We start from the raw sequence: 20,896 nt of genomic DNA, 5'->3' as shown, positions 1-20,896 counted from the left end.
CCCGTCGCCGGGGCCTTTTTGTCTCGATCCTGCTTTTACCCGTCAGTCGACATCATCGACGACCGCATCGGCGGCGCCGCTGATTCGGTGGGCAAGCGCGGCTTCCATGAACTCGTTCAGCTCGCCATCGAGCACATCGTCCGGCGCGGTGCTGGCAACCCCGGTGCGCAAGTCCTTGACCAGCTGGTAGGGCTGCAGCACGTAGGAACGGATCTGGTGGCCCCAGCCGATATCCGTCTTCGACGCGGCTTCGGCATTGGCGGCGTCCTCACGCTTCTTCAGCTCCGCTTCGTACATCCGGGCGCGCAGCATGTCCCAGGCCTTGGCGCGGTTCTTGTGCTGGGAACGCTCCTGCTGGCACTGCACGACGATGCCGGTCGGGATATGCGTGATGCGCACGGCCGAGTCTGTCGTGTTGACGTGCTGGCCACCGGCGCCCGACGAGCGGTAGGTATCGATGCGGCAGTCACTCTCATTGATCTCGATCTGGATCGAGTCGTCGACGACCGGATAGACCCAGATCGACGAGAAGGAGGTGTGGCGACGCGCATTGCTGTCGTAGGGCGAGATTCGCACCAGCCGGTGCACGCCCGATTCCGTCTTCAGCCAGCCATAGGCGTTGTGGCCCTTGACGAGCAGGGTCGCGGATTTGATGCCCGCTTCTTCGCCGTCGTGGACTTCGAGAAGCTCGACCTTGAAACGCTGACGCTCGGCCCAGCGGGTGTACATGCGCAGAAGCATGTTCGCCCAATCCTGGCTTTCGGTGCCGCCGGCGCCGGAATGGACTTCGAGATAGGTGTCGTTGCCGTCGGCCTCGCCGGAGAGCATCGCCTCCACCTGGCGGCGCGCGGCCTCGGCCTTCAGGGCCTTCAGCGTATCCTCGGCTTCCTTGACGACGCCATCGTCGCCCTCTTCCTCGCCGAGCTCGATCAGCTCTATATTGTCGTTCAGCTGCTGTTCGAGCTGCTTGACGCCGCTGATGCCGTCATCGAGCTGCTGGCGCTCGCGCATCAGCTTCTGCGCCTCGGCGGCGTCGTTCCAGAGGTTCGGATCCTCTGCCTTATTGTTCAACCAGTCCAGTCGTCTTATCGCCTGGTCCCAGTCAAAGATGCCTCCTCAGCAGGGTGATAGCCTGCTTGGTTTCATCGACCACGTTTTCGATTTCCGCTCGCATTTTCCCGCTTCTCTGTAACGGTCTTCTTCAAGTGCTGGTGACATAGAGACGCCCGCCGCTGAAGTAAAGAGCCGCGGCGCGCGTCCGAAAATTAGGGCAATGCTCAGAAGAGGCCCGGGGTGCCGGTCTGGACGGCCTGGTTGGCCTGCGGCGAGGTCTTCAGGATCTCCTCCGGCGCCATGGTGCTGTCCATGCCGATGACGGAGAAGCTGTCGGCCGGGCCCGTGCCGGGCTTGAAAGCCTCGACAATGGTGTTCGGATCGCCGTCCGCGGCGGCCATGCCAGTCTTGCGGTCGATCGGGATCAGGTTCATGCCGGGCGGGATGACGAATTTCGATTCCGGCATATCCTTGACGGCGGCCTGCATGAATTCGTTGAAGATCGGAGCGGAGAGAACACCGCCGGTGCCGCCGCGGCCGAGCGGGGCCGGCGTATCGAAGCCCATATAGAGGCCCGCGACCAGATCCGGCGTGAAGCCGACGAACCAGGCATCCTTCTCGTCATTGGTGGTGCCGGTCTTGCCGGCGACGTCACGGCCGCCGAGATCGACCTTGCCGGCGGCGGTGCCGCGCTGGATGACGCCCTGCATCATCGAGGTGATCTGATAGGCGGTCATCGGATCGAGAACGGTTTCGCGATTGTCGACGACGTTCGGCTCTTCCTGATTCTGCCAGTCACCAGCATTGCAGCCCTCGCAGAGACGCTCCTCATGCTTGAAGATCGTCTTGCCGTAGCGGTCCTGGATGCGGTCGATCAGTGTCGGCTTGATCTGCTTGCCGCCGTTGGCGATGACCGAATAGGCCGAAACCATGCGCAGCACCGTCGTATCACCGGCGCCGAGCGACATGGAGAGAACCGGCAGCATGTGATCATAGATGCCGAAGCGCTCGGCATATTCGGCGACGATGTTCATGCCGAGATCGTTGGCGAGGCGCACCGTCATCAGGTTGCGCGAATGCTCGATGCCCGAGCGCAGCGTCGAGGGCCCGCCGACTTCGCCGCCGTAGTTTTCCGGCTTCCAGACCTGGCCGCCCGAGACGATCTCGATCGGCGCATCCATGATGACGGAGGCCGGCGTATAACCATTGTCCATCGCCGCCGCGTAGACGAAGGGCTTGAACGAGGAGCCCGGCTGGCGCATCGCCTGGGTGGCGCGGTTGAACTCCGACTGGGAATAGGAAAAGCCGCCGACCATGGCGAGCACACGGCCGGTCTTCGGGTCCATGGCGACCAGGCCACCCTGCACCTTCGGCGGCTGCTGCAGGCGGTAGGAGGTCGACGCGTCGTCGCCGAGCTTTGCGACATAGATGACGTCGCCAGGGGCCACGACGCCGACCGGCGATTTCGCGGTCTTGCGGGCGCCGTCGGCCGAACGGAAGGCCCACTGCATGTTCTTGGCATCGATCGTGCCGCTCTGGCGATCGGCCGCGACCTTGCCGCTGCCATCCTTGGCCGGCTGCAGGCCGATGTCGACGTTGCTGTCTGAGACGGCGAGCACGACGGCGAGCCGCCATTCCGGCACGTCGGACAGAGCGGGAATATCGGCAAGCGCCTTGCCCCAATCGCCGCTTGCATCGATCTGCTTGACCGGGCCGTGGAAACCGCGGCGCTCGTCATAGGTCACGAGACCATCCTGCAGCGCCTTGCGGGCGGCGAGCTGCAGCTGCGGATCGAGCGAGGTGCGCACCGAAAGGCCGCCCTCGTAGAGGACCTTCTCGCCATATTGGTCGATCAGCTGGCGGCGCACGGCTTCGGCGAAATAATCCGAGGCGAAGAGCGAGGGACCGGTGGTGCGGGCGGTGACGCCGAGCGGCTGCTTCTTGGCTTCGTCCCCATCGCTCTGGCTGACATAGCCGTTCTCGACCATACGGTCGATCACCCAGTTGCGGCGCTCGAGCGCGGCCTCGGGATGGCGGAAAGGATGATAATTGGCCGGGCCTTTCGGCAGCGATGCGAGATAGGCAGCCTCGGCGACGGTCAGCTCGGTAACCGATTTGTTGAAATAGGTGAGTGCCGCGCCGGCGATGCCGTAGGAATTCAGGCCGAAGAAAATCTCGTTCAGGTAGAGTTCGAGGATCTTGTCCTTGCTGTAGGCCTGCTCGATACGGAAGGAGAGGATCGCTTCCTTGATCTTACGGTCGATCGTCTGGTCCGAGCTCAGAAGGAAGTTCTTGGCTACCTGCTGGGTGATGGTGGAGGCGCCGACCGGGCGGCGGCCGGAGCCGAAATTCTGCAGGTTGACGAGGATGGCGCGGCCCAGACCTGTGAGATCGACGCCCGGATGATTGTAGAAATTCTTGTCTTCGGCCGAAAGGAAAGCAGCCTTCACGCGGTCGGGAATGGCCTGGATCGGCAGGAAGAGGCGCTTTTCCTTGGCATATTCGGCCATCAGCGCACCGTTGCCAGCGTGGACGCGGGTCGTCACCGGCGGCGCGTAGCTATTCAGAACGGCATAGTCAGGAAGATCCTTCGCAACATTGGCGAGATAGATGGCAATACCCGCCGCCGCGACCAGAAACAGGACGCAGGCCATTCCGAAGAAATATCCAAGAAGTCTAACCATATTTTCAGCTACCGGTCTCTTCGATCTTCAATCGGCGCGGACGCAACGATTGCATAGATCAAGGCAATTTGCACGTTGCGCGCGGCTTACTCCATGAGCGCTACCGCCACAAGCCGTTTCCGCGCCTCAGGCTATGAAACATAAGCCGGAGTAACGGCGCGAATGTGAGGAAAATAGGGCCCTCCCCGCCGCATTCACCGCTATATCAGCGTTTCATCAGCAGTGTCACATACAAGCAACGCCCCTTGACGCCGCCAAACTGAAGCACCTTGCTCAGGACTTGATTCATGCGACGCGCCTAAGTGTTTGTTTTTCAGGTAACCGCCGTCCCAAAGCCGCTCGGAATTCCGGGCGGCAGGCATCAGCCGCCATTCGCCATGACGCCGGAACGGTATCGCTTCACGGCGTCGGTCAGGAGATCGGCGATCTTGCCGCGCCAGGTCTCGTCCAGCAGCAGTTTCTCATCATCGGCATTCGAGAGGAAGCCGAGTTCGAGAAGAATCGACGGCACATCAGGGGCCTGCAGCACGCGGAAGCCGGCATGGCGGTGCGGATTGTTGATCGTGCCGACCTGATCCCTGAAGGAATTCAGCACGCTCTCGGCGAGCGAAATTGAAAAGGCCTGCGTCTCACGCCGCGTCAGGTCGAGCAGGATATCGGCGACCTCGGGCGGCTCGGTGACCGTCTCCTTGCCGGCGATCTGGTCGGAGAGGTTTTCACGTTCGGCAAGGTCGGCGGCCAGTTTGTCGGAGGCCTTGTCAGAGATCGTATAGACGGTCGAGCCGCGGATATCCTTCTGCTTCAGCGTATCGGCGTGCAATGAAATAAACAGGCCGGCATGGTTCTGGCGGGCAATCAGTACGCGCTGCGACAGCGACAGGAACTCGTCATCCTCGCGCGTCAGGAAAGCCTTGATACCCGGCTCCTTGTTCAGCCGGTCGGTCAAAGCCTTGGCGAAGGCGAGCGTCACCTGCTTTTCCTCAGTCTTGGTGTCGACGCCGACCGCGCCGGTATCGATGCCGCCGTGACCGGCGTCGACGGCGATGACAAAATCGCCGGGAGCGGTCTTTTCCGGCGCCGGAATGGCGCTCGTCGTCTGAGCCGCCTCGGCCTGATCCTTCCAGGATTGCGTCTTGACCAATTCGGCAAAGGCCTGCTTGTCGATCATCTCGGCCTCGAGCACGAGGCGATGGCCTTTGCCCGCCTCATCGGGCTGTACCTTGGCAAGCGCCAGCTTCACCGGCCTTGCCGTCGTCAGCACGATGCGGGCGCTCTCCTCGTCCATCTTGCCGTAGCGGATGTCCTTGAAGAGGCCGCGGGCAGCCAGATCCTTCGCCGGGAACCCAAAGGCAGTCGCCGGCAGATCGACAACGATGCGTTCCGGATTGGCGATGTAATGGACGGAGAAACGCGGCTCCCGGTCGAAATCGATGACGATGCGCGTTCTGGCGTCATCGCCGATAATGCGCGCGCCATAGGCAAGCAGCGGATCCCTGGTCTCGGCGGAACCTGCAACCACAGGCAGGAGACAAACGGCGACGAGAGCCGCTGTCACAACTCGCCTTGCGAATGTCGATCGCCGCGTTGCGGATTTCGCCGCGATCCGAGCCCTCTTAAACAATAAACCGCCACATCCTATGTATATCGCGATGGACCCACCATGGCAGAAGCGGACGCCCTGGAGCGAAACACCTTTGCCGCCTTCCGAATCGCAGTCGCTTGATCCCCAGCTTCTATGCGTTTCGAAATCCATCAATATTATGGCACATTTGGCTTTTCCCTTGCTATTGTGACAGAGAAAACATACAACGAATTTTAGGGTAGAAGTGCTGACGGGATAGAGTCGCCGCAAGGCTGCCAGCCAGATCAGGACCTGGCGCCACATCGGTCATCGTCCGCCGTCTCATGCGCTTCAACCCGAGTACTGGATCCTGATTTTCCGGCTTTTGTCGGAACTTCATTGGTGGATCAGCCACCGCGCTCTCAGGGAGCAAACTCATCGGACCCGAAACGGGTCTTCGTATTTGTCGATCACGCTTGGTTGTTGATGGTTTCGCAGCAGGTTTTATCTGAAGTGTACAGGCCCCGGACCGAAACGGTTCCGGCTGCGGTCTGGCTGCTGCTCTCCTCTTCGCGCCAGGCGCGACTTTCATTATCCGGCGCGGCCACGGTGGACCGCATTCTTTCTGTTTCAACAGCAGTCGGGAATGCGCTCTCGCGGCCTCGCCGAGGAGCTCAGCTTACATGGCAGACAAAATGCTTATCGATGCGTCTCACGAGGAAGAGACGCGCGTCGTTGTCGTTCGCGGGAACCGCATAGAAGAATTTGACTTCGAGTCGCAGCACAAGAAGCAGATCCGCGGCAACATCTATCTTGCAAAAGTAACGAGGGTCGAGCCCTCGCTGCAGGCCGCTTTCGTCGATTACGGCGGCAACCGGCACGGCTTCCTGGCCTTTGCCGAAATCCATCCCGACTATTACCAGATACCGCTCGCCGACCGTCAGGCGCTGCTTAGGGCCGAGGCCGAGGAGCATCGCCGCGACGAGGACGTCGAACACGTCGAAACCGCGCCGATGGTCGATCTTTCGACCCAGGATCAGCCGGATGTCGGCATCGTTCCGGCCGAAGCGCCCGAACCGGTTGCCGTAGCAGACGCGGCGGCGACTGAAGAAGTTGCGGGAACGACCGAGGCCCCGGCATCTGCCGAGGAAGCGCCGGCCAAGAAGGCAAGGCCGCGCCGCAGCCGCAAGAAGGTCGCCGAAACGACTCCGACCGAGGACGCCGTTCCGACGGATGTCGAAGCCGAAGGCGCTTCAAACGTAGACAACGAGGATGACGGTTCGACCGGCGGCACGATGGCTGCGATGGTTGAAACCGACACGATCTCTGAGGATATCGACACCAACAAGCGTCGCCATGACGATGACGACGATGATGACGATCACGGTGAAGAGGAAGTCATCGAATCCGTCGGCGCCGAAGACGCGATGGAAGAAGTGCCGGACCGCGTGCAGCGCAAACCGCGCAAGCAGTACCGCATCCAGGAAGTCATCAAGCGTCGCCAGATCCTGCTCGTGCAGGTCGCCAAGGAAGAACGTGGCAACAAGGGTGCGGCGCTCACCACCTATCTCTCGCTCGCAGGCCGCTACTCGGTTCTGATGCCGAATACGGCGCGTGGCGGCGGCATTTCCCGCAAGATCACCAATCCGCAGGACCGCAAGCGGCTGAAGGAAATCGCCCGCATGCTCGAAGTGCCGCAGGGCATGGGCGTCATCCTGCGCACGGCCGGTGCCAACCGTACCAAGGTCGAGGTAAAGCGCGACTTCGAATATCTGATGCGTCTGTGGGAGAACGTGCGCACGCTGACGCTCGCCTCCACCGCTCCCTGCCTCGTTTATGAGGAAGGCTCGCTGATCAAGCGCTCGATCCGCGATCTCTATAACAAGGATATCGGCGAGATCATCGTTGCCGGCGAGGAAGGCTATCGTGAAGCGAAAGACTTCATGAAGATGCTGATGCCGAGCCATGCCAAGGTGGTTCAGCCCTATCGCGACATCCACCCGATCTTCTCGCGCTCCGGCATCGAAGCCCAGCTCGACCGGATGCTGCAGCCGCAGGTGACGCTGCGTTCCGGCGGCTACCTGATCATGAACCAGACGGAAGCGTTGGTTTCGATCGACGTCAACTCCGGTCGCTCGACGCGAGAACACTCGATCGAGGACACTGCCCTCCAGACGAACCTCGAAGCCGCGGAAGAAATCGCCCGCCAGCTTCGCCTGCGCGACCTCGCCGGCCTGATCGTCATCGACTTCATCGACATGGAAGAGAAGCGCAACAACCGCGCCGTCGAGAAGAAGCTGAAGGAATGCCTGAAGAACGACCGCGCCCGCATCCAGGTCGGCCGGATCTCGCATTTCGGCCTGCTCGAAATGTCGCGCCAGCGCATTCGCGCTTCCGTCCTGGAATCGACGACTCAGGTCTGCTCGCATTGCGGCGGCACCGGCCACGTCCGTTCGCAGTCCTCCGTCGCCTTGCATGTACTGCGCGGCATCGAGGAATATCTGCTCAAGAACACGACGCACAACATCACCGTGCGCACGACGCCTGATATCGCGCTCTACCTGTTGAACCACAAGCGCCAGACGATCGTCGATTACGAAGCCCGCTTCGGTGTTGCGATCATCATCGATGCGGACGGCTCGGTCGGCGCGCAGCATTTCGCGATCGATCGTGGCGAGGCGGTCGAAAATCCGGTCAAGATCGAAAGCCTCTTCAACTTCGCAGCCATTCCCGAGGATGATGACGACGATATCGTCATCGAGGCGGATGAGGACGAAGACGAGGAACTCGAGGAAAAGCCCGCCGCTGCCGAACGCGCCGTAACAGTGCGCTCGGAAAGCGAAGCTGACGGCAACCGCAAGCGCAAGCGCCGCAGGCGCCGTCGCGGCCGCAACGGCAATGCCGAGCAGCAGGCATCCGCTGCAGGCGAAGCCGGCGACGAAGAAGAGGACGGCGAGGACGAAGGCAGCGAAGGCGATGAAAACGCTGCCGTCACGCCTGAAGCCCGTGCCGAAAGCGAGGAATCGCAGCGCCGCAAGCGCCGCCGTCGCGGCAAGCGCGGCGGTCGCCGCAATCGCGCCGAGGACGGCTCCGAACTGACGGCCGGTGAAGCCGGCGAAAGCAACGGCAGCGACGAGGACGAAGGCGACAATACTTCGGATGAGGTCGCTCCCGCCGAAGCCGAAATCGTCGAGACGATCGCCGAACAGGCGGGCGAAGGCCAGGCCGCAGCGGCCGCTGTCGAAGGTGCTGCCGTCATCACCGAGGATGTGAAGCCAGCCCGTGGCCGCGGCCGCCGCAAACCTGCGGCATCGCCGGTCGAAGAACCGGTAGCGGAAACGGCGCCCGTCGTAGAAGCCGAGCCGGAAGTGGTCGAAGCTTCTGCCGATCTCGAAACGCCCGTCCAGGAAGAGGCAAAGCCGGTTCGCGCCAACCGCGAATCGAATATCTCGTCCTCCGAGCCGACGGTGAAATCCACCCGCGCCGAGAATGCCGAAAGCGACGACGGCAAGCCGAAGAAAGCCGGCTGGTGGCAGCGCCGTGGCTTCTTCTGAACGCTAATTTTCGGACGTAAACACTGAAATCCGGCCGCGGTCACGCGGCCGGATTTTTGTTTGTGGCGACGATATCGTCAGTGGCCTTGAACTCCGTCGCGTTGATGTGTATCTTTTACGAAAATTATACACATGGAGTAAAAATGCGGACTAATATCGATATCGATGATGCCTTGCTCAACGCGGCAATGACCGCCACAGGATTGGCGACGAAAAAGGCCACTGTCGAGGAGGCCTTGCGAAGCCTCGTCGAAAAACATAGCCGCCGCAATGCGATCGCAAATCTTGCAGGAATAGGCTGGGAAGGTGACATCGACGAGATGCGTAACGACCGGCCGGACGACAAACGGTGATCGTTGTCGATAGTTCGGTCTGGATAGCGCATATGCGTGGGATAGAGAGCGCCGCCATGCGGCGTCTGCAGGACATTGAGGATCCGTCAGATATTATCGTCGGTGACCTGATCCTTCTGGAAGTGCTCCAAGGTGCGCGCAGCGAACGCCATGCAGCCATCATCGAACAGAGCCTGCGCGAGTTCACCATCCGCCCGATGCTTGACGATGACCTCGCGGTCCGGGCGGCTCGCAACTACCGCCTGCTGCGAGAGCGTGGAGTTACGGTGCGCAAGACCATCGATGTGATCATCGGCACCTTCTGCATCCGGGAAGGCCATGCACTCCTGCATGACGATCGGGATTTCAATCCGATGGCCGAGCATCTTGGCCTGCGGATTGCCTGATCTCAGGGCGCGTGGCCGAACCGATCGGTCGTTTTGGACCGGGGATGAACAGCAGCTCCACACGAACGCCCCCGTGCCTCCCGGAAGCACAGCCCGCCCAGTGCCGCTTCCGATCAGGCTGCCGGCGGGTAAAGCAGATCGACGATGTAGCTGGCGTCGAAGCGGGAATCGAGCATGCCGTAGGTGGAGCGCCAGCCGCCGGCAAGGCGCGTCTCGATGAAGGCATCGGCGATGCGCCCAGCGCCCAGCCGATAGAGTTCGGCGGCACCGGCGGCAAGCGCCAACTGCTCGACGAGCAGGCGTGCGGCGCCCTCGTCCTGTTCGCAGAGCGCGATTGCGGCGCGCAGCACGTCGATCGTCTTCTTGCCGGCGGGGCCGAGATCGCGGGCAAGGCCTGCAAAGACCGTCTCGAACAGATCCTTGCCGCGGTTGAGCACGCGCAGCACATCCAGCGCCATGACGTTGCCGGAACCTTCCCAGATCGCGTTAACAGGCGCCTCGCGGTAATGGCGGGCGATCGGGCGCTCTTCGATGTAACCGTTGCCGCCGATGCATTCCATCGCCTCGTAGATCAGCGCGGGCGCGATCTTGCAGCACCAGTATTTGGCGACCGGCGTCATGACGCGGGCATAGGCTGCCTCCTCGGCATTGCCACGCGCCTTGTCGAAAGCGTCGGCGAGACGGAAGGAGAACGCTGTCGCGGCGGCGACATCGAGCGCCATGTCGGCGAGCACGCGCGTCATGATCGGCTGGTTGACGAGCATCTTGCCGAAGACGCTGCGGCCGCGGGTATGGTGTACTGCCTCAGCCAGCGAAGCGCGCATGATGCCGGACGAGGCCAGCGCGCAATCGAGCCGTGTCAGCGTCACCATGTCGAGGATGGTGCGGATACCGGCATCCGGGCCGCCGAGCAGGAAGCCGAACGTGTCGGTGAATTCCACCTCGGAAGAGGCGTTGGAGCGGTTGCCGACCTTATCCTTCAGCCGCTGGAACTGCAGCCCGTTTGCGGAACCATCCTCCAGCAGGCGGGGCACCAGGAAGCAGCCCATGCCCTCCTTCGTCTGCGCCAACATGATGAAGGCGTCGCTCATCGGAGCAGACATGAACCATTTGTGGCCGGACAGCCGGTATATGCCTTCGCTGACCCTCTCAGCCGCGCTCCGGTTGGCGCGCACGTCCGTGCCGCCTTGCTTTTCCGTCATGCCCATGCCGATGGTCACGGCGGACTTCTGCATGGCGGGCTTGTTCGACGAATCATATTTGCGCGAGAGGATCTTCGGGGCCCAGTCCTTCTGTACCGCGGGCGAAGCCGACAGTGCGGCAACCGATGCGCTCGTCATCGTCAGCGGGCAGAGATGGCCTGATTCCAGCTGCGCCATCAGATAGAAGCGCGCGGCGCGAACCTTGTGAGCCTTATCTTTGGCCTCGGTATCGGCCTGCGGATCCCAAACGGAGGAATGCAGGCCGACCGACATGGAGCGGCGCATCAGCGCGTGCCAGGCGGGATGGAATTCGACAACGTCGAGGCGTTCGCCGCGCGGGCCGTGGGTGCGCAGCTGCGGCGTGCCCTGGTTTGCCATGCGCGCCAGTTCCTGCGCCTCCGGCGAGGTGACGTAGCGGCCCATGTTTTCCAGATCCTCGCGGATGCCGCGCGGCAGCGCCGCCGTCAGATCGACGATCAGCGGATCGGATCGATAGGCATTGATGCCGGACCACAGGCTCGGCTGGTTGAGTTCTGCGAGTTTGTCGTCAGTCCGGTTGGCGGAGGTCATTGTTCGCTTCTAGTGCAAGAACCCGGCAAAAGGAAACCGGAAGTTATGATTCGCTCATTCTGCTCTATCGGAATTCGGGCGAAAATGCATGGGGACATAAGCCTTTGCCCACAGCGCATGCTTGCCCAGGCGGGCCGCACTCTTTATAGACCCGCCAGAGACAGCAAGAGGCAGGGTCATGGTCTTTTTCCCCCACCGCCACCTCATCGGCATCAAGGGCCTCACCGAGCAGGATATCACCTATCTTCTCGACAAGGCCGACGAGGCCGTCAAGATCAGCCGCCAGAGAGAAAAGAAGACGTCGACGCTGCGCGGACTGACGCAGATCAACCTTTTCTTCGAGGCATCGACCCGCACACAGGCCTCCTTCGAGCTTGCCGGCAAGCGGCTCGGCGCCGACGTCATGAACATGTCGGTCGGCAACTCCTCGGTCAAGAAAGGCGAAACGCTGATCGACACGGCGATGACGCTGAATGCGATGCGACCTGACGTGCTGGTCATCCGACATTCGAGCGCGGGTGCGGCTGCCCTGCTCGCTCAAAAAGTCTCCTGCTCGGTCGTCAATGCCGGTGACGGGCAGCACGAACATCCGACCCAGGCCCTGCTCGACGCGCTGACGATCCGCCGCGCCAAGGGCAAGCTGTCACGCATCATCGTGGCGATCTGCGGCGACGTGCTGCATTCGCGCGTGGCGCGCTCCAATATTCTGCTGCTCAATGCGATGGGCGCCCGCGTGCGCGTCGTCGCGCCCGCGACCCTTCTGCCCGCCGGCATTGCCGAGATGGGTGTCGAGGTCTTCCATTCGATGAAGGAAGGCCTGAAGGACGCCGACGTGGTGATGATGCTGCGGCTGCAGCGCGAGCGCATGTCGGGCGCCTTCGTGCCTTCGGTGCGCGAATATTATCACTTCTACGGGCTCGACTCCGAAACGCTGAAGGCGGCGAAGGAAGATGCGCTGGTCATGCATCCGGGCCCGATGAACCGCGGCGTCGAGATCGCTTCGGAAGTGGCGGACGGGCCGCAAAGCGTGATTGCCGAGCAAGTGGAAATGGGAGTCGCGGTGCGCATGGCTGTGATGGAGACGCTGCTCGTTTCCCAGAACCAGGGTCCCCGAACCGATGGAATAACGGCATGAGCAACCCGATCGTCCTCAAGAACGTCCGCATCATCGACCCCTCGCGCAATCTCGACGAGATCGGGACGATCATCGCCGAAAACGGCGTGATCCTAGCCGCCGGCCGTGATGCGCAGAACCAGGGCGCGCCGCAAGGCGCTGATATCCGCGACTGCACGGGCCTTGTCGCGGCGCCCGGCCTCGTCGATGCCCGCGTCCATGTCGGCGAACCCGGCGGCGAACACCGCGAGACAATCGCATCGGCAAGCCGGGCGGCAGCAGCCGGCGGCGTCACCTCGATTATCATGATGCCGGACACCGATCCCGTCATCGACGACATCGCGCTCGTCGAATTCGTCAAGAAAACGGCGCGGGATACGGCGGCCGTCAACGTCTATCCGGCAGCCGCCATCACCAAAGGCCTTGCCGGCGAGGAGATGACGGAAATCGGCCTCCTGATGCAGGCGGGCGCCGTCGCCTTCACCGACGCCCATTCCAGCGTCCACAATACGCAGGTGCTCCGCCGAATCATGACCTATGCGCGCGAATTCGGCGCCGTCATCTCCTGCGAAACGCGCGACAAATATCTCGGCGCCAACGGCGTCATGCATGAAGGGCTTTTCGCCAGCTGGCTTGGGCTTTCCGGCATCCCCAGGGAAGCCGAGCTCATTCCGCTCGAACGCGATCTCAGGATCGCAGAGCTGACGCGCGGTCGCTATCACGCCGCGATGATCTCCGTACCGGAATCAGTGGAAGCGATCGAGCGTGCCCGCAGCCGCGGCGCCAAGGTGACCTGCGGCGTTTCGATCAACAATCTGGCGCTCAATGAAAACGACATCGGCGAGTACCGCACCTTCTTCAAGCTCTATCCGCCGCTGCGTCCGGAAGACGACCGGGTGGCGATGGTCGAGGCGCTCGCCCGCGGCGCGATCGATATCATCGTCTCCTCGCACGACCCACAGGACGTCGATACGAAGCGCCTGCCCTTCGCCGAGGCGGCGGACGGCGCGGTCGGCCTTGAAACCATGCTGGCGGCGGCCCTCCGGCTTCACCATGGCGGCCAGGTGAGCCTGATGCGCCTGATCGACGCGATGTCGACCCGCCCGGCTCAGATCTTCGGGCTTGATGCCGGCACGCTGAAGCCGGGCGCTGCTGCCGATATCGCACTGATCGATCTCGATGAGCCTTGGCTTGTCGCCAAAGACATGCTTCTCTCCCGCTCGAAGAACACGCCGTTCGAAGATGCGCGCTTCAGCGGGCGAGCAGTCGCGACGTACGTCTCGGGAAAGCTTTTCCACGCACTCTAGGAAAAGGCTGGACTGATAAGCCACGGAGGGCTGTGGGGCATATGCTATCCAATCTCATGTCATGGCAGATCACGCTGCCGATCGCGCTTGTCGCCGCCGTCATCGGCTATCTCTTCGGCTCCATTCCTTTCGGCCTGATCCTCACGCGCGCCGCCGGTCTTGGCGACGTGCGCAGCATCGGTTCCGGCAATATCGGCGCGACCAACGTGTTGAGAACAGGAAATCGGAAGCTTGCCGCAGCGACCCTGCTGCTCGATGCGCTGAAGGCATCGGCCGCGGCCTGGATCGTCGGCTATTTCCTTGGTGACGAGGCGGCGATCATCGCCGGTTTCTTCGCTTTCATTGGCCACCTCTTCCCGGTCTGGATCGGCTTCAAGGGCGGCAAGGGCGTCGCCACCTATATCGGCACCCTGCTCGGCGTCGCGCCGATCATGGTCGTGCTCTTCGCCGCCGTCTGGCTGGCGGTCGCCTTCACCACCCGCTACTCCTCGCTTTCGGCGCTGGTTGCCATGCTCGTTATCCCGGTTGCCCTGTGGATCCTGGGCAACGAAAAAGTTGCAGCCATTATGGCGATCATGACCCTGATTTCCTACTGGAAGCACAAGGCGAATATATCGCGCCTGATGAGCGGGACGGAAAGCAAGATCGGGGCAAAGGGATAATGGATGGGCTGAGCGCGGCACCAAAAGGCGTTGTGCTGACCGAACGGCAGAGAATTGCCTGGTTGCGCCTGATCCGTTCCGACAATGTCGGCCCCGCGACCTTTCGCGACCTCATCAATCATTTCGGTTCGGCTGAAGCCGCACTCGCAGCGCTGCCGGAGCTTTCGGCGCGCGGCGGCGCGACGCGGGCTATCCGTATCGCCAGCGAGGCCGAAGCGCATCGGGAACTGGAAGCAGCGCATCGTTTCGGCGCCCGCTTCGTCGGCATCGGCGAGCCGGATTATCCCCAAGCGCTGAAGCAGATCGACGGCGCGCCGCCGCTACTGGCAGTCAAGGGCGCACTTGCCGCTGCCAAACCACCGGCCGTCGGCATCGTCGGCTCGCGCAATGCCTCGATCGCAGGCGCCAAATTCGCAGCGATGGTGGCGCGCGACAGCGGCCGGGCGGGTTACACCGTCGTCTCCGGCCTGGCTCGCGGGATCGACACCGCGGCCCACCGGGCAAGCCTCGACACGGGCACGATCGCCGCGCTTGCCGGCGGGCTCGACCAGCCTTATCCACCCGAGAATATCGGCCTGCTCGAAGAGATTACCGGCGGCAACGGCCTGGCAGTGAGCGAGATGCCCTTCGGTTGGGAGCCCCGCGCCCGCGACTTTCCGCGCCGCAACCGGCTGATCGCCGGCATTGCACTCGGCCTCGTGGTCGTCGAAGCAGCGGAGCGTTCGGGATCGCTGATCACCGCGCGGCTTGCAGGCGAGTTCGGCCGCCTTGTGTTTGCCGTGCCAGGCTCACCGCTCGATCCGCGCTGCCACGGCACCAACGGGCTGCTGAAGGATGGCGCTTCGATCGTCACCGCACCTGCCGATGTCGTCGAGGCTTTGACGCCGCTTGCGCAATTCGATCTGTTCCCGTCATCAATGGCGGAGGAACCCGCGCGTGGCGGCAAGGCGATGATCGTGCCGCCCGGCGATTCCGATCGAAACCGCATCATCGAGGCGCTCGGGCCGACGCCGGTCGAGGTCGACGACGTCATCCGCCACACCGGCGTTTCGGCATCGGCGGTCTATCTCGTTCTTCTGGAACTCGATATATCGGGCAGGCTGCATCGGCATCTGGGCGGCCTCGTTTCGCTTTCCAGCTGAGGCTTGCGATATCAAAGAGCGGCTTTGCAAACTGCCGGAACCGCGTGCCGAACCAGCAGGAAGGCAATCAAAAGCTGCATTTTATGCGCAATCCTCCCTCGATTGCACCGTCCGCAAGAGGTAAAATTGTAGCAAACCCCTTGACCGCAGCGATTTCCCTGTCCATGTCGGGGGGCTGGTATCCATGTTGCGGTGCGTCTTGCGCCGGCTTCCACGCTGGCGTGGCTTCTTATTTAGAGAATCATCATGAATGTTGTAGTGGTGGAATCGCCTGCAAAGGCCAAGACGATCAACAAGTATCTGGGTTCAGGATACAAAGTGCTCGCCTCCTTCGGCCATGTGCGCGATCTGCCTGCCAAGGATGGCTCAGTCCTCCCCGATCAGGATTTCGAAATGCTTTGGGAGGTCGATAGCGCCTCCGCCAAGCGGATGAAGGACATTGCCGACGCAGTGAAATCCTCCGACGGCCTTTTCCTCGCGACCGACCCGGATCGCGAAGGGGAGGCAATTTCCTGGCACGTCCTCGACATGCTGAACAAGAAGCGCGTGCTCAACGGCAAGCCCGTCAAGCGCGTCGTCTTCAATGCGATCACCAAGAAGGCCGTGCTCGATGCGATGGCCGATCCGCGCGACATCGACGTGCCGCTGGTCGACGCCTATCTCGCCCGCCGCGCGCTCGACTATCTCGTCGGCTTCAATCTTTCCCCGGTCCTGTGGCGCAAGCTGCCCGGCGCGCGTTCGGCCGGCCGCGTCCAATCGGTGGCGCTTCGCCTGGTCTGCGACCGAGAATCCGAAATCGAGCGCTTCATTTCGGAAGAATACTGGAACCTCTCGGCGCTTCTGAAGACGCCGCGCGGCGACGAGTTCGAGGCGAAACTGGTTTCAGCGCACGGAAAGCGGCTGCCGCCGCGCGCGATCGGCAACGGCGAGGAAGCCGGCCGCCTGAAGGCCTTGCTCGAAGGCGCAAGCTTCATCGTCGACTCGGTCGAAGCAAAACCGGTCAAGCGTAACCCCGGACCGCCCTTTACGACCTCGACGCTGCAGCAGGCTGCCTCCTCCAATCTCGGCTTCTCCGCCTCTCGCACCATGCAGATCGCCCAGAAGCTTTATGAAGGCGTCGATATCGGCGGCGAGACAGTCGGTTTGATCACCTATATGCGAACTGATGGCGTGCAGATGGCGCCCGAAGCGATCGACGCGGCGCGGCGCGCCATCGTCGACCAGTTCGGCGAGCGCTACATGCCGGAGAAGCCGCGTTTCTATTCCACCAAGGCCAAGAACGCCCAGGAGGCACACGAGGCGATCCGTCCGACCGATTTCGACCGCTCGCCCGACCGTGTGCGCAAGTTCCTCGATGCCGACCAGATCCGCCTCTATGACCTGATCTGGAAACGCGGCATCGCCAGCCAGATGGCATCGGCCGAAATTGAGCGCACGACAGCCGAGATCACTGCCGACAACAAGGGCGAGAAGGCCGGCCTTCGCGCCGTCGGCTCGGTCATCCGCTTCGACGGCTTCATCGCCGCCTATACCGACCAGAAAGAGGACGGCGAACAGAGCGACGGCGACGACGAGGATGGCCGCTTGCCGGAGATCAATGCGCGCGAGAACCTCGCCAAGCAGAAGATCAATTCGACGCAACATTTCACCGAACCGCCGCCGCGCTATTCGGAAGCCTCGCTGATCAAAAAGATGGAAGAGCTCGGCATCGGCCGTCCTTCCACCTATGCCGCGACGCTGGCGACGCTTCGCGACCGCGACTATGTGACGATCGACAAGCGCAAGCTGATCCCGCAGGCCAAGGGCCGGCTGGTGACCGCTTTCCTCGAAAGCTTCTTCACCAAATATGTCGAATACGATTTCACCGCCGATCTCGAGGAAAAGCTCGACCGGATTTCCGCCGGCGAGCTGAACTGGAAGCAGGTGCTGCGCGATTTCTGGAAGGATTTCTTCGCCCAGATCGAAGACACCAAGGAACTGCGCGTCACCAATGTGCTCGATTCGCTGAACGAGGCGCTGGCGCCGCTCGTCTTCCCCAAGCGGGAGGATGGCAGCGATCCCAGAATCTGTCAGGTCTGCGGCACCGGCAACTTGTCGCTGAAGCTCGGAAAATACGGCGCCTTCGTCGGCTGCTCGAATTATCCCGAGTGTAATTACACCCGTCAGCTCTCCTCCGAAAACGGTGGGGAAGCGGAAGGTGTCGCACTCAACGAGCCGAAGAACCTCGGCACCGATCCGACGACGGGCGAGGATCTGACGCTGCGCTCGGGGCGCTTCGGCCCCTATATCCAGCGCGGCGACGGCAAGGAAGCCAAGCGCGCTTCGCTGCCGAAAGGCTGGAAGCCCGAGGATATCGACTACGAAAAGGCGATGGCGCTGATCTCGCTGCCGCGCGATATCGGCAAACATCCCGAAACCGGCAAGATGATCTCTTCAGGCATCGGCCGCTACGGGCCGTTCCTTCTGCATGACGGCTCCTACGCCAATCTGGAGACCGTCGAGGACGTGTTCTCGGTCGGTCTCAACCGCGCCGTGACTGTCATCGCCGAAAAGGCGAACAAGGCGCCGGGCCGGGGTGCGCGTGGCACGCCGGCGGCGCTGAAGACGCTCGGCGATCATCCCGACGGCGGCGCTATCACCGTTCGCGACGGCAAATACGGTCCCTATGTCAACTGGGGCAAGGTCAATGCGACACTGCCGAAGGGCAAGGATCCGCAGGCGATCACCGTCGAAGAGGCGCTTGCGCTGATCGCCGAGAAGGCAGGCAAGGCTCCTGCCGGCAAGACGGTCAAGGCGAAAGCCAAGCCGAAGGCAGCAGCTGCCGAGGCCAAGGCCACGAAGACGGCTGCCAAGCCGAAGACAACGAAGGCGAAGGCGCCCGCGAAATCGAAAAAGAGCTGACGTGAGCAGGATACCGCGCGAAAGAACAAATCCCGCGGGCAAACGCCCGGGCAAGATCGGCCGCCCAGGCAAGGATGCTCCCGCCGTCGAGCCGCTGAACATCGTCCACGGAGCCCTGCCCTCGCGCGAGGTGATCCTGCGTTTCATCGCCGATCACCCGCAGAAGGCTTCCAAGCGTGAACTCGCCAAGGCCTTCGGCCTGAAGGGAGACAGCCGCGTCGAGCTCAAGCACATGCTGCAGGAGCTCGAGCAGGAAGGCATGCTGCAGAAGAGCCGCAAGTCGCTGATCCGCCCCGGCGCGCTGCCACCCGTCACCGTGCTTGACATCACCACGCGCGACAAGGATGGCGACCTGATCGGCCGGCCGGCGGAATGGCCGGAGGATCAGGGCGTTGCGCCCGCAGTCGCGATCCGCCAGCAATCGCCGGCAGGCCGCCAGGGCAAGGGCAAGGCACCCGTCGCCGGTCTCGGCGACCGTATCCTGGCAAAAATCTTCCCAGCCGTCGATCGTGGCGGACCGGCCTATACGGCGCGCATCATCAAGGTGATCGACAGACGCCGCGGCGCATCGATGGGCGTCTTCCGCGCAGCACCTGGCGGCGCCGGTCGGCTCCTGCCGATCGAACGGCGCGGCGAAGAGATGGTGATCGATCCCGAGTTTACCGGCGGTGCTGTGGACGGCGACCTGGTGGAGGTCGAAATCGCCCGCCTCGGCCGCTTCGGCCTGCAGCGTGCCAAGGTTCTTTCCGTGGTCGGCTCGGTTGGCTCGGAAAAGGCGATCTCGATGATCGCGATCCATGCTCACGGCATTCCGCATGTCTTCCCGCCGGCGGTCATCGCGGAAGCCGAAGAAGCAAAGCCCGCCACGATGTCGCATCGGGAAGACTGGCGCGACGTGCCGCTGATCACCATCGATCCGGCTGACGCCAAGGACCATGACGACGCCGTTTATGCCGAGCTCGATCCCTCGCCCGACAATCCCGGCGGCGTCATCGTCACTGTCGCTATTGCCGACGTCTCCTGGTATGTCCGCCCGAATTCGCCGCTCGACCGCGAGGCGCTGAAGCGCGGCAACTCGGTCTACTTCCCCGACCGCGTCGTGCCGATGCTGCCGGAGCGCATCTCCAACGATCTCTGCTCGCTGAAGGAAGGCGTCGGCCGTCCGGCGCTCGCCGTGCGCATGAGCTTCTCCGGGGAAGGCCGCAAGATCGGCCACACCTTCCATCGCATCATGATGAAAAGCGCGGCAAAGCTCTCCTACCAGCAGGCGCAGGCAGCAATCGACGGAAATCCGGACGATAAGACCGGGCCTATGCTCGAGCCGATCCTGAAACCGCTCTGGCACGCTTATGAGGTGATGAAGCGCGGACGCGACCGGCGCCAGCCGCTTGAACTCGACATGCCGGAGCGCAAGATCCTGCTGAAGCCCGACGGCACGGTCGACCGGGTTTTCGTGCCGCCGCGGCTCGATGCGCACAAGCTGATCGAGGAGATGATGATCCAGGCCAACGTCTGCGCCGCCGAGACGCTGGAGAAGAAGCGCCAGTCGCTGATCTACCGCATCCATGACGGCCCGACGCTCGCCAAGCAGGAAATCCTGCGTGAATTCCTGGCCACGCTCGGCATCTCGCTCGCCAAGGGCGGCAACATGCGCGCCAACAGCTTCAACGGCATCCTGGCCAAGGCGGAAGGTACGGCGCACCAGACCATGGTCAACGAGATGGTGCTGCGTTCGCAGAGCCAGGCGATCTACAGCCCCGAGAACATTGGCCACTTCGGCCTCAACCTGATGAAATACGCCCACTTCACCTCGCCGATCCGCCGCTACGCCGATCTTATCTTGCATCGCGCCCTGGTCGGCTCCCTCGGCTTCGGCGAAGGCGGCATCACGACCGACGAAGAAGCGGCTCTCGACGATATCGCCGCCGAAATCTCGACTTTTGAGCGGCGGGCCATGGCCGCCGAACGCGAGACCATCGACCGGCTGATCGCCCATCACCTGAGCACCCGCATCGGTGAGGAATTTGCCGGCCGTGTTTCGGGCGTTACGAAATCGGGGCTTTTTATCGCCTTGCCGGACTATGGCGCCGACGGTTTCGTCCCTATATCTACGCTCGGCACCGACTATTTCATCTATGACGAGGCGCATCAGGCACTCTCAGGTGAAAAGACGGGGCTCGGCTATCGCCTGGGCGACAGCGTCACCGTGAAGCTTGCCGAAGCGATCCCACTTGCCGGCGCGTTGCGTTTCGAAATGCTGAGCGAAGGGCGCGAAATGCCGACGGCGGTGCGCTCCTTCCACAAGGCAGGCCGCCGGGACAGGGGCCAGGTTCGCAAGAAACCGGGAACGCGGCCCCCGCGCGGGCGCCGCTAGGGCATCGGACCCGATTCAGGGAACGAATCCAAT

The 20,896-nt window shown here is 62.6% G+C and carries 13 protein-coding genes; 9 read left to right on the top strand and 4 right to left on the bottom strand.

Features of this window, described 5'->3' with window-relative positions; genetic code table 11:
• Positions 1-42 precede the first annotated feature (42 nt).
• The 3 genes from prfB to EFD55_RS27025 all read right to left on the bottom strand — a co-directional run bounded on the left by prfB (position 43) and on the right by EFD55_RS27025 (position 5,358).
• A protein-coding gene (gene prfB, locus EFD55_RS27035) for a peptide chain release factor 2 (RefSeq protein WP_165504852.1) occupies positions 43-1,174 on the bottom strand; the annotation gives its coding sequence in 2 pieces (ribosomal slippage) (positions 43-1,104 and positions 1,106-1,174; 1,131 coding nt in all).
• Between the two features lie 103 nt (positions 1,175-1,277).
• Positions 1,278-3,737: a penicillin-binding protein 1A gene (locus tag EFD55_RS27030; protein WP_125849231.1), complete on the bottom strand. Its 2,460-nt coding sequence runs from the start codon at positions 3,735-3,737 to the stop codon at positions 1,278-1,280.
• Positions 3,738-4,098: 361 nt separating this feature from the next.
• A complete protein-coding gene (locus EFD55_RS27025; protein ID WP_125849229.1) occupies positions 4,099-5,358 on the bottom strand; it encodes an N-acetylmuramoyl-L-alanine amidase in 1,260 nt (419 codons plus the stop codon).
• Positions 5,359-5,981: 623 nt separating this feature from the next.
• On the opposite strand from EFD55_RS27025, the gene EFD55_RS27020 reads away from it, so the two are divergent.
• From EFD55_RS27020 to vapC, 3 genes are all read left to right on the top strand, one after another.
• Positions 5,982-8,852 (top strand): Rne/Rng family ribonuclease, encoded by a 2,871-nt coding sequence (locus tag EFD55_RS27020; protein WP_125849227.1) that lies wholly within the window; start codon positions 5,982-5,984, stop codon positions 8,850-8,852.
• A gap of 143 nt (positions 8,853-8,995) precedes the next feature.
• A complete protein-coding gene (locus EFD55_RS27015; RefSeq protein ID WP_125849225.1) occupies positions 8,996-9,205 on the top strand; it encodes a type II toxin-antitoxin system VapB family antitoxin in 210 nt (69 codons plus the stop codon).
• Positions 9,202-9,591 (top strand): type II toxin-antitoxin system VapC family toxin, encoded by a 390-nt coding sequence (gene vapC / locus EFD55_RS27010; RefSeq protein ID WP_125849223.1) that lies wholly within the window; start codon positions 9,202-9,204, stop codon positions 9,589-9,591. Before EFD55_RS27015 ends, vapC begins: the two co-directional genes overlap by 4 nt.
• A 113-nt stretch (positions 9,592-9,704) precedes the next feature.
• Here vapC and EFD55_RS27005 read toward each other — a convergent pair whose 3' ends face one another.
• Entirely contained in the window at positions 9,705-11,363 is a 1,659-nt protein-coding gene (locus EFD55_RS27005) for an acyl-CoA dehydrogenase family protein (protein WP_125849221.1), read from the bottom strand.
• A 178-nt stretch (positions 11,364-11,541) separates the two neighbouring features.
• On the opposite strand from EFD55_RS27005, the gene EFD55_RS27000 reads away from it, so the two are divergent.
• The 6 genes from EFD55_RS27000 (at position 11,542) to rnr (ending at position 20,863) form a co-directional block, all read left to right on the top strand.
• Positions 11,542-12,498 (top strand): aspartate carbamoyltransferase catalytic subunit, encoded by a 957-nt coding sequence (locus EFD55_RS27000; RefSeq protein ID WP_125849219.1) that lies wholly within the window; start codon positions 11,542-11,544, stop codon positions 12,496-12,498.
• Positions 12,495-13,784: a dihydroorotase gene (locus EFD55_RS26995; protein ID WP_125849217.1), complete on the top strand. Its 1,290-nt coding sequence runs from the start codon at positions 12,495-12,497 to the stop codon at positions 13,782-13,784. The genes EFD55_RS27000 and EFD55_RS26995 overlap by 4 nt, the downstream gene beginning before the upstream one ends.
• A gap of 41 nt (positions 13,785-13,825) precedes the next feature.
• Complete coding sequence (gene plsY / locus EFD55_RS26990; RefSeq protein WP_125849215.1) at positions 13,826-14,446, top strand: glycerol-3-phosphate 1-O-acyltransferase PlsY; 621 nt, start codon at positions 13,826-13,828, stop codon at positions 14,444-14,446.
• Positions 14,446-15,588 carry a DNA-processing protein DprA gene (gene dprA / locus EFD55_RS26985; protein ID WP_125849213.1) on the top strand — a complete coding sequence of 381 codons (1,143 nt, stop codon included), beginning with the start codon at positions 14,446-14,448 and terminating at the stop codon, positions 15,586-15,588. The genes plsY and dprA overlap by 1 nt, the downstream gene beginning before the upstream one ends.
• A 246-nt stretch (positions 15,589-15,834) precedes the next feature.
• Positions 15,835-18,489, top strand: a complete 2,655-nt coding sequence (topA, locus tag EFD55_RS26980) for a type I DNA topoisomerase (RefSeq protein WP_125849211.1) — start codon at positions 15,835-15,837, stop codon at positions 18,487-18,489.
• 1 nt (position 18,490) lies between these two features.
• On the top strand, positions 18,491-20,863 hold the full coding sequence (gene rnr / locus EFD55_RS26975; RefSeq protein ID WP_125849210.1) for a ribonuclease R: 2,373 nt from the start codon (positions 18,491-18,493) through the stop codon (positions 20,861-20,863).
• Positions 20,864-20,896: the final 33 nt, after the last annotated feature.

The sequence above is a fragment of the Rhizobium pisi genome (genome assembly GCF_003938655.1).
GTDB lineage: Bacteria > Pseudomonadota > Alphaproteobacteria > Rhizobiales > Rhizobiaceae > Rhizobium > Rhizobium pisi.
Note: the sequence above shows the minus strand (reverse complement) of the source record. Positions and strands in the feature narration are given on the sequence as shown.

Bases quoted from the DNA above. Each gene is read 5' to 3' on its own strand.
- EFD55_RS27030 (WP_125849231.1), bottom strand. From the start codon at position 3,737: ATGGTTAGACTTCTTGGATATTTCTTCGGAATGGCCTGCGTCCTGTTT.
- EFD55_RS27020 (WP_125849227.1), top strand. From the start codon at position 5,982: ATGGCAGACAAAATGCTTATCGATGCGTCTCACGAGGAAGAGACGCGC.
- EFD55_RS27015 (WP_125849225.1), top strand. From the start codon at position 8,996: ATGCGGACTAATATCGATATCGATGATGCCTTGCTCAACGCGGCAATG.
- EFD55_RS27005 (WP_125849221.1), bottom strand. From the start codon at position 11,363: ATGACCTCCGCCAACCGGACTGACGACAAACTCGCAGAACTCAACCAG.
- EFD55_RS27000 (WP_125849219.1), top strand. From the start codon at position 11,542: ATGGTCTTTTTCCCCCACCGCCACCTCATCGGCATCAAGGGCCTCACC.
- EFD55_RS26995 (WP_125849217.1), top strand. From the start codon at position 12,495: ATGAGCAACCCGATCGTCCTCAAGAACGTCCGCATCATCGACCCCTCG.
- plsY (WP_125849215.1), top strand. From the start codon at position 13,826: ATGCTATCCAATCTCATGTCATGGCAGATCACGCTGCCGATCGCGCTT.
- dprA (WP_125849213.1), top strand. From the start codon at position 14,446: ATGGATGGGCTGAGCGCGGCACCAAAAGGCGTTGTGCTGACCGAACGG.
- topA (WP_125849211.1), top strand. From the start codon at position 15,835: ATGAATGTTGTAGTGGTGGAATCGCCTGCAAAGGCCAAGACGATCAAC.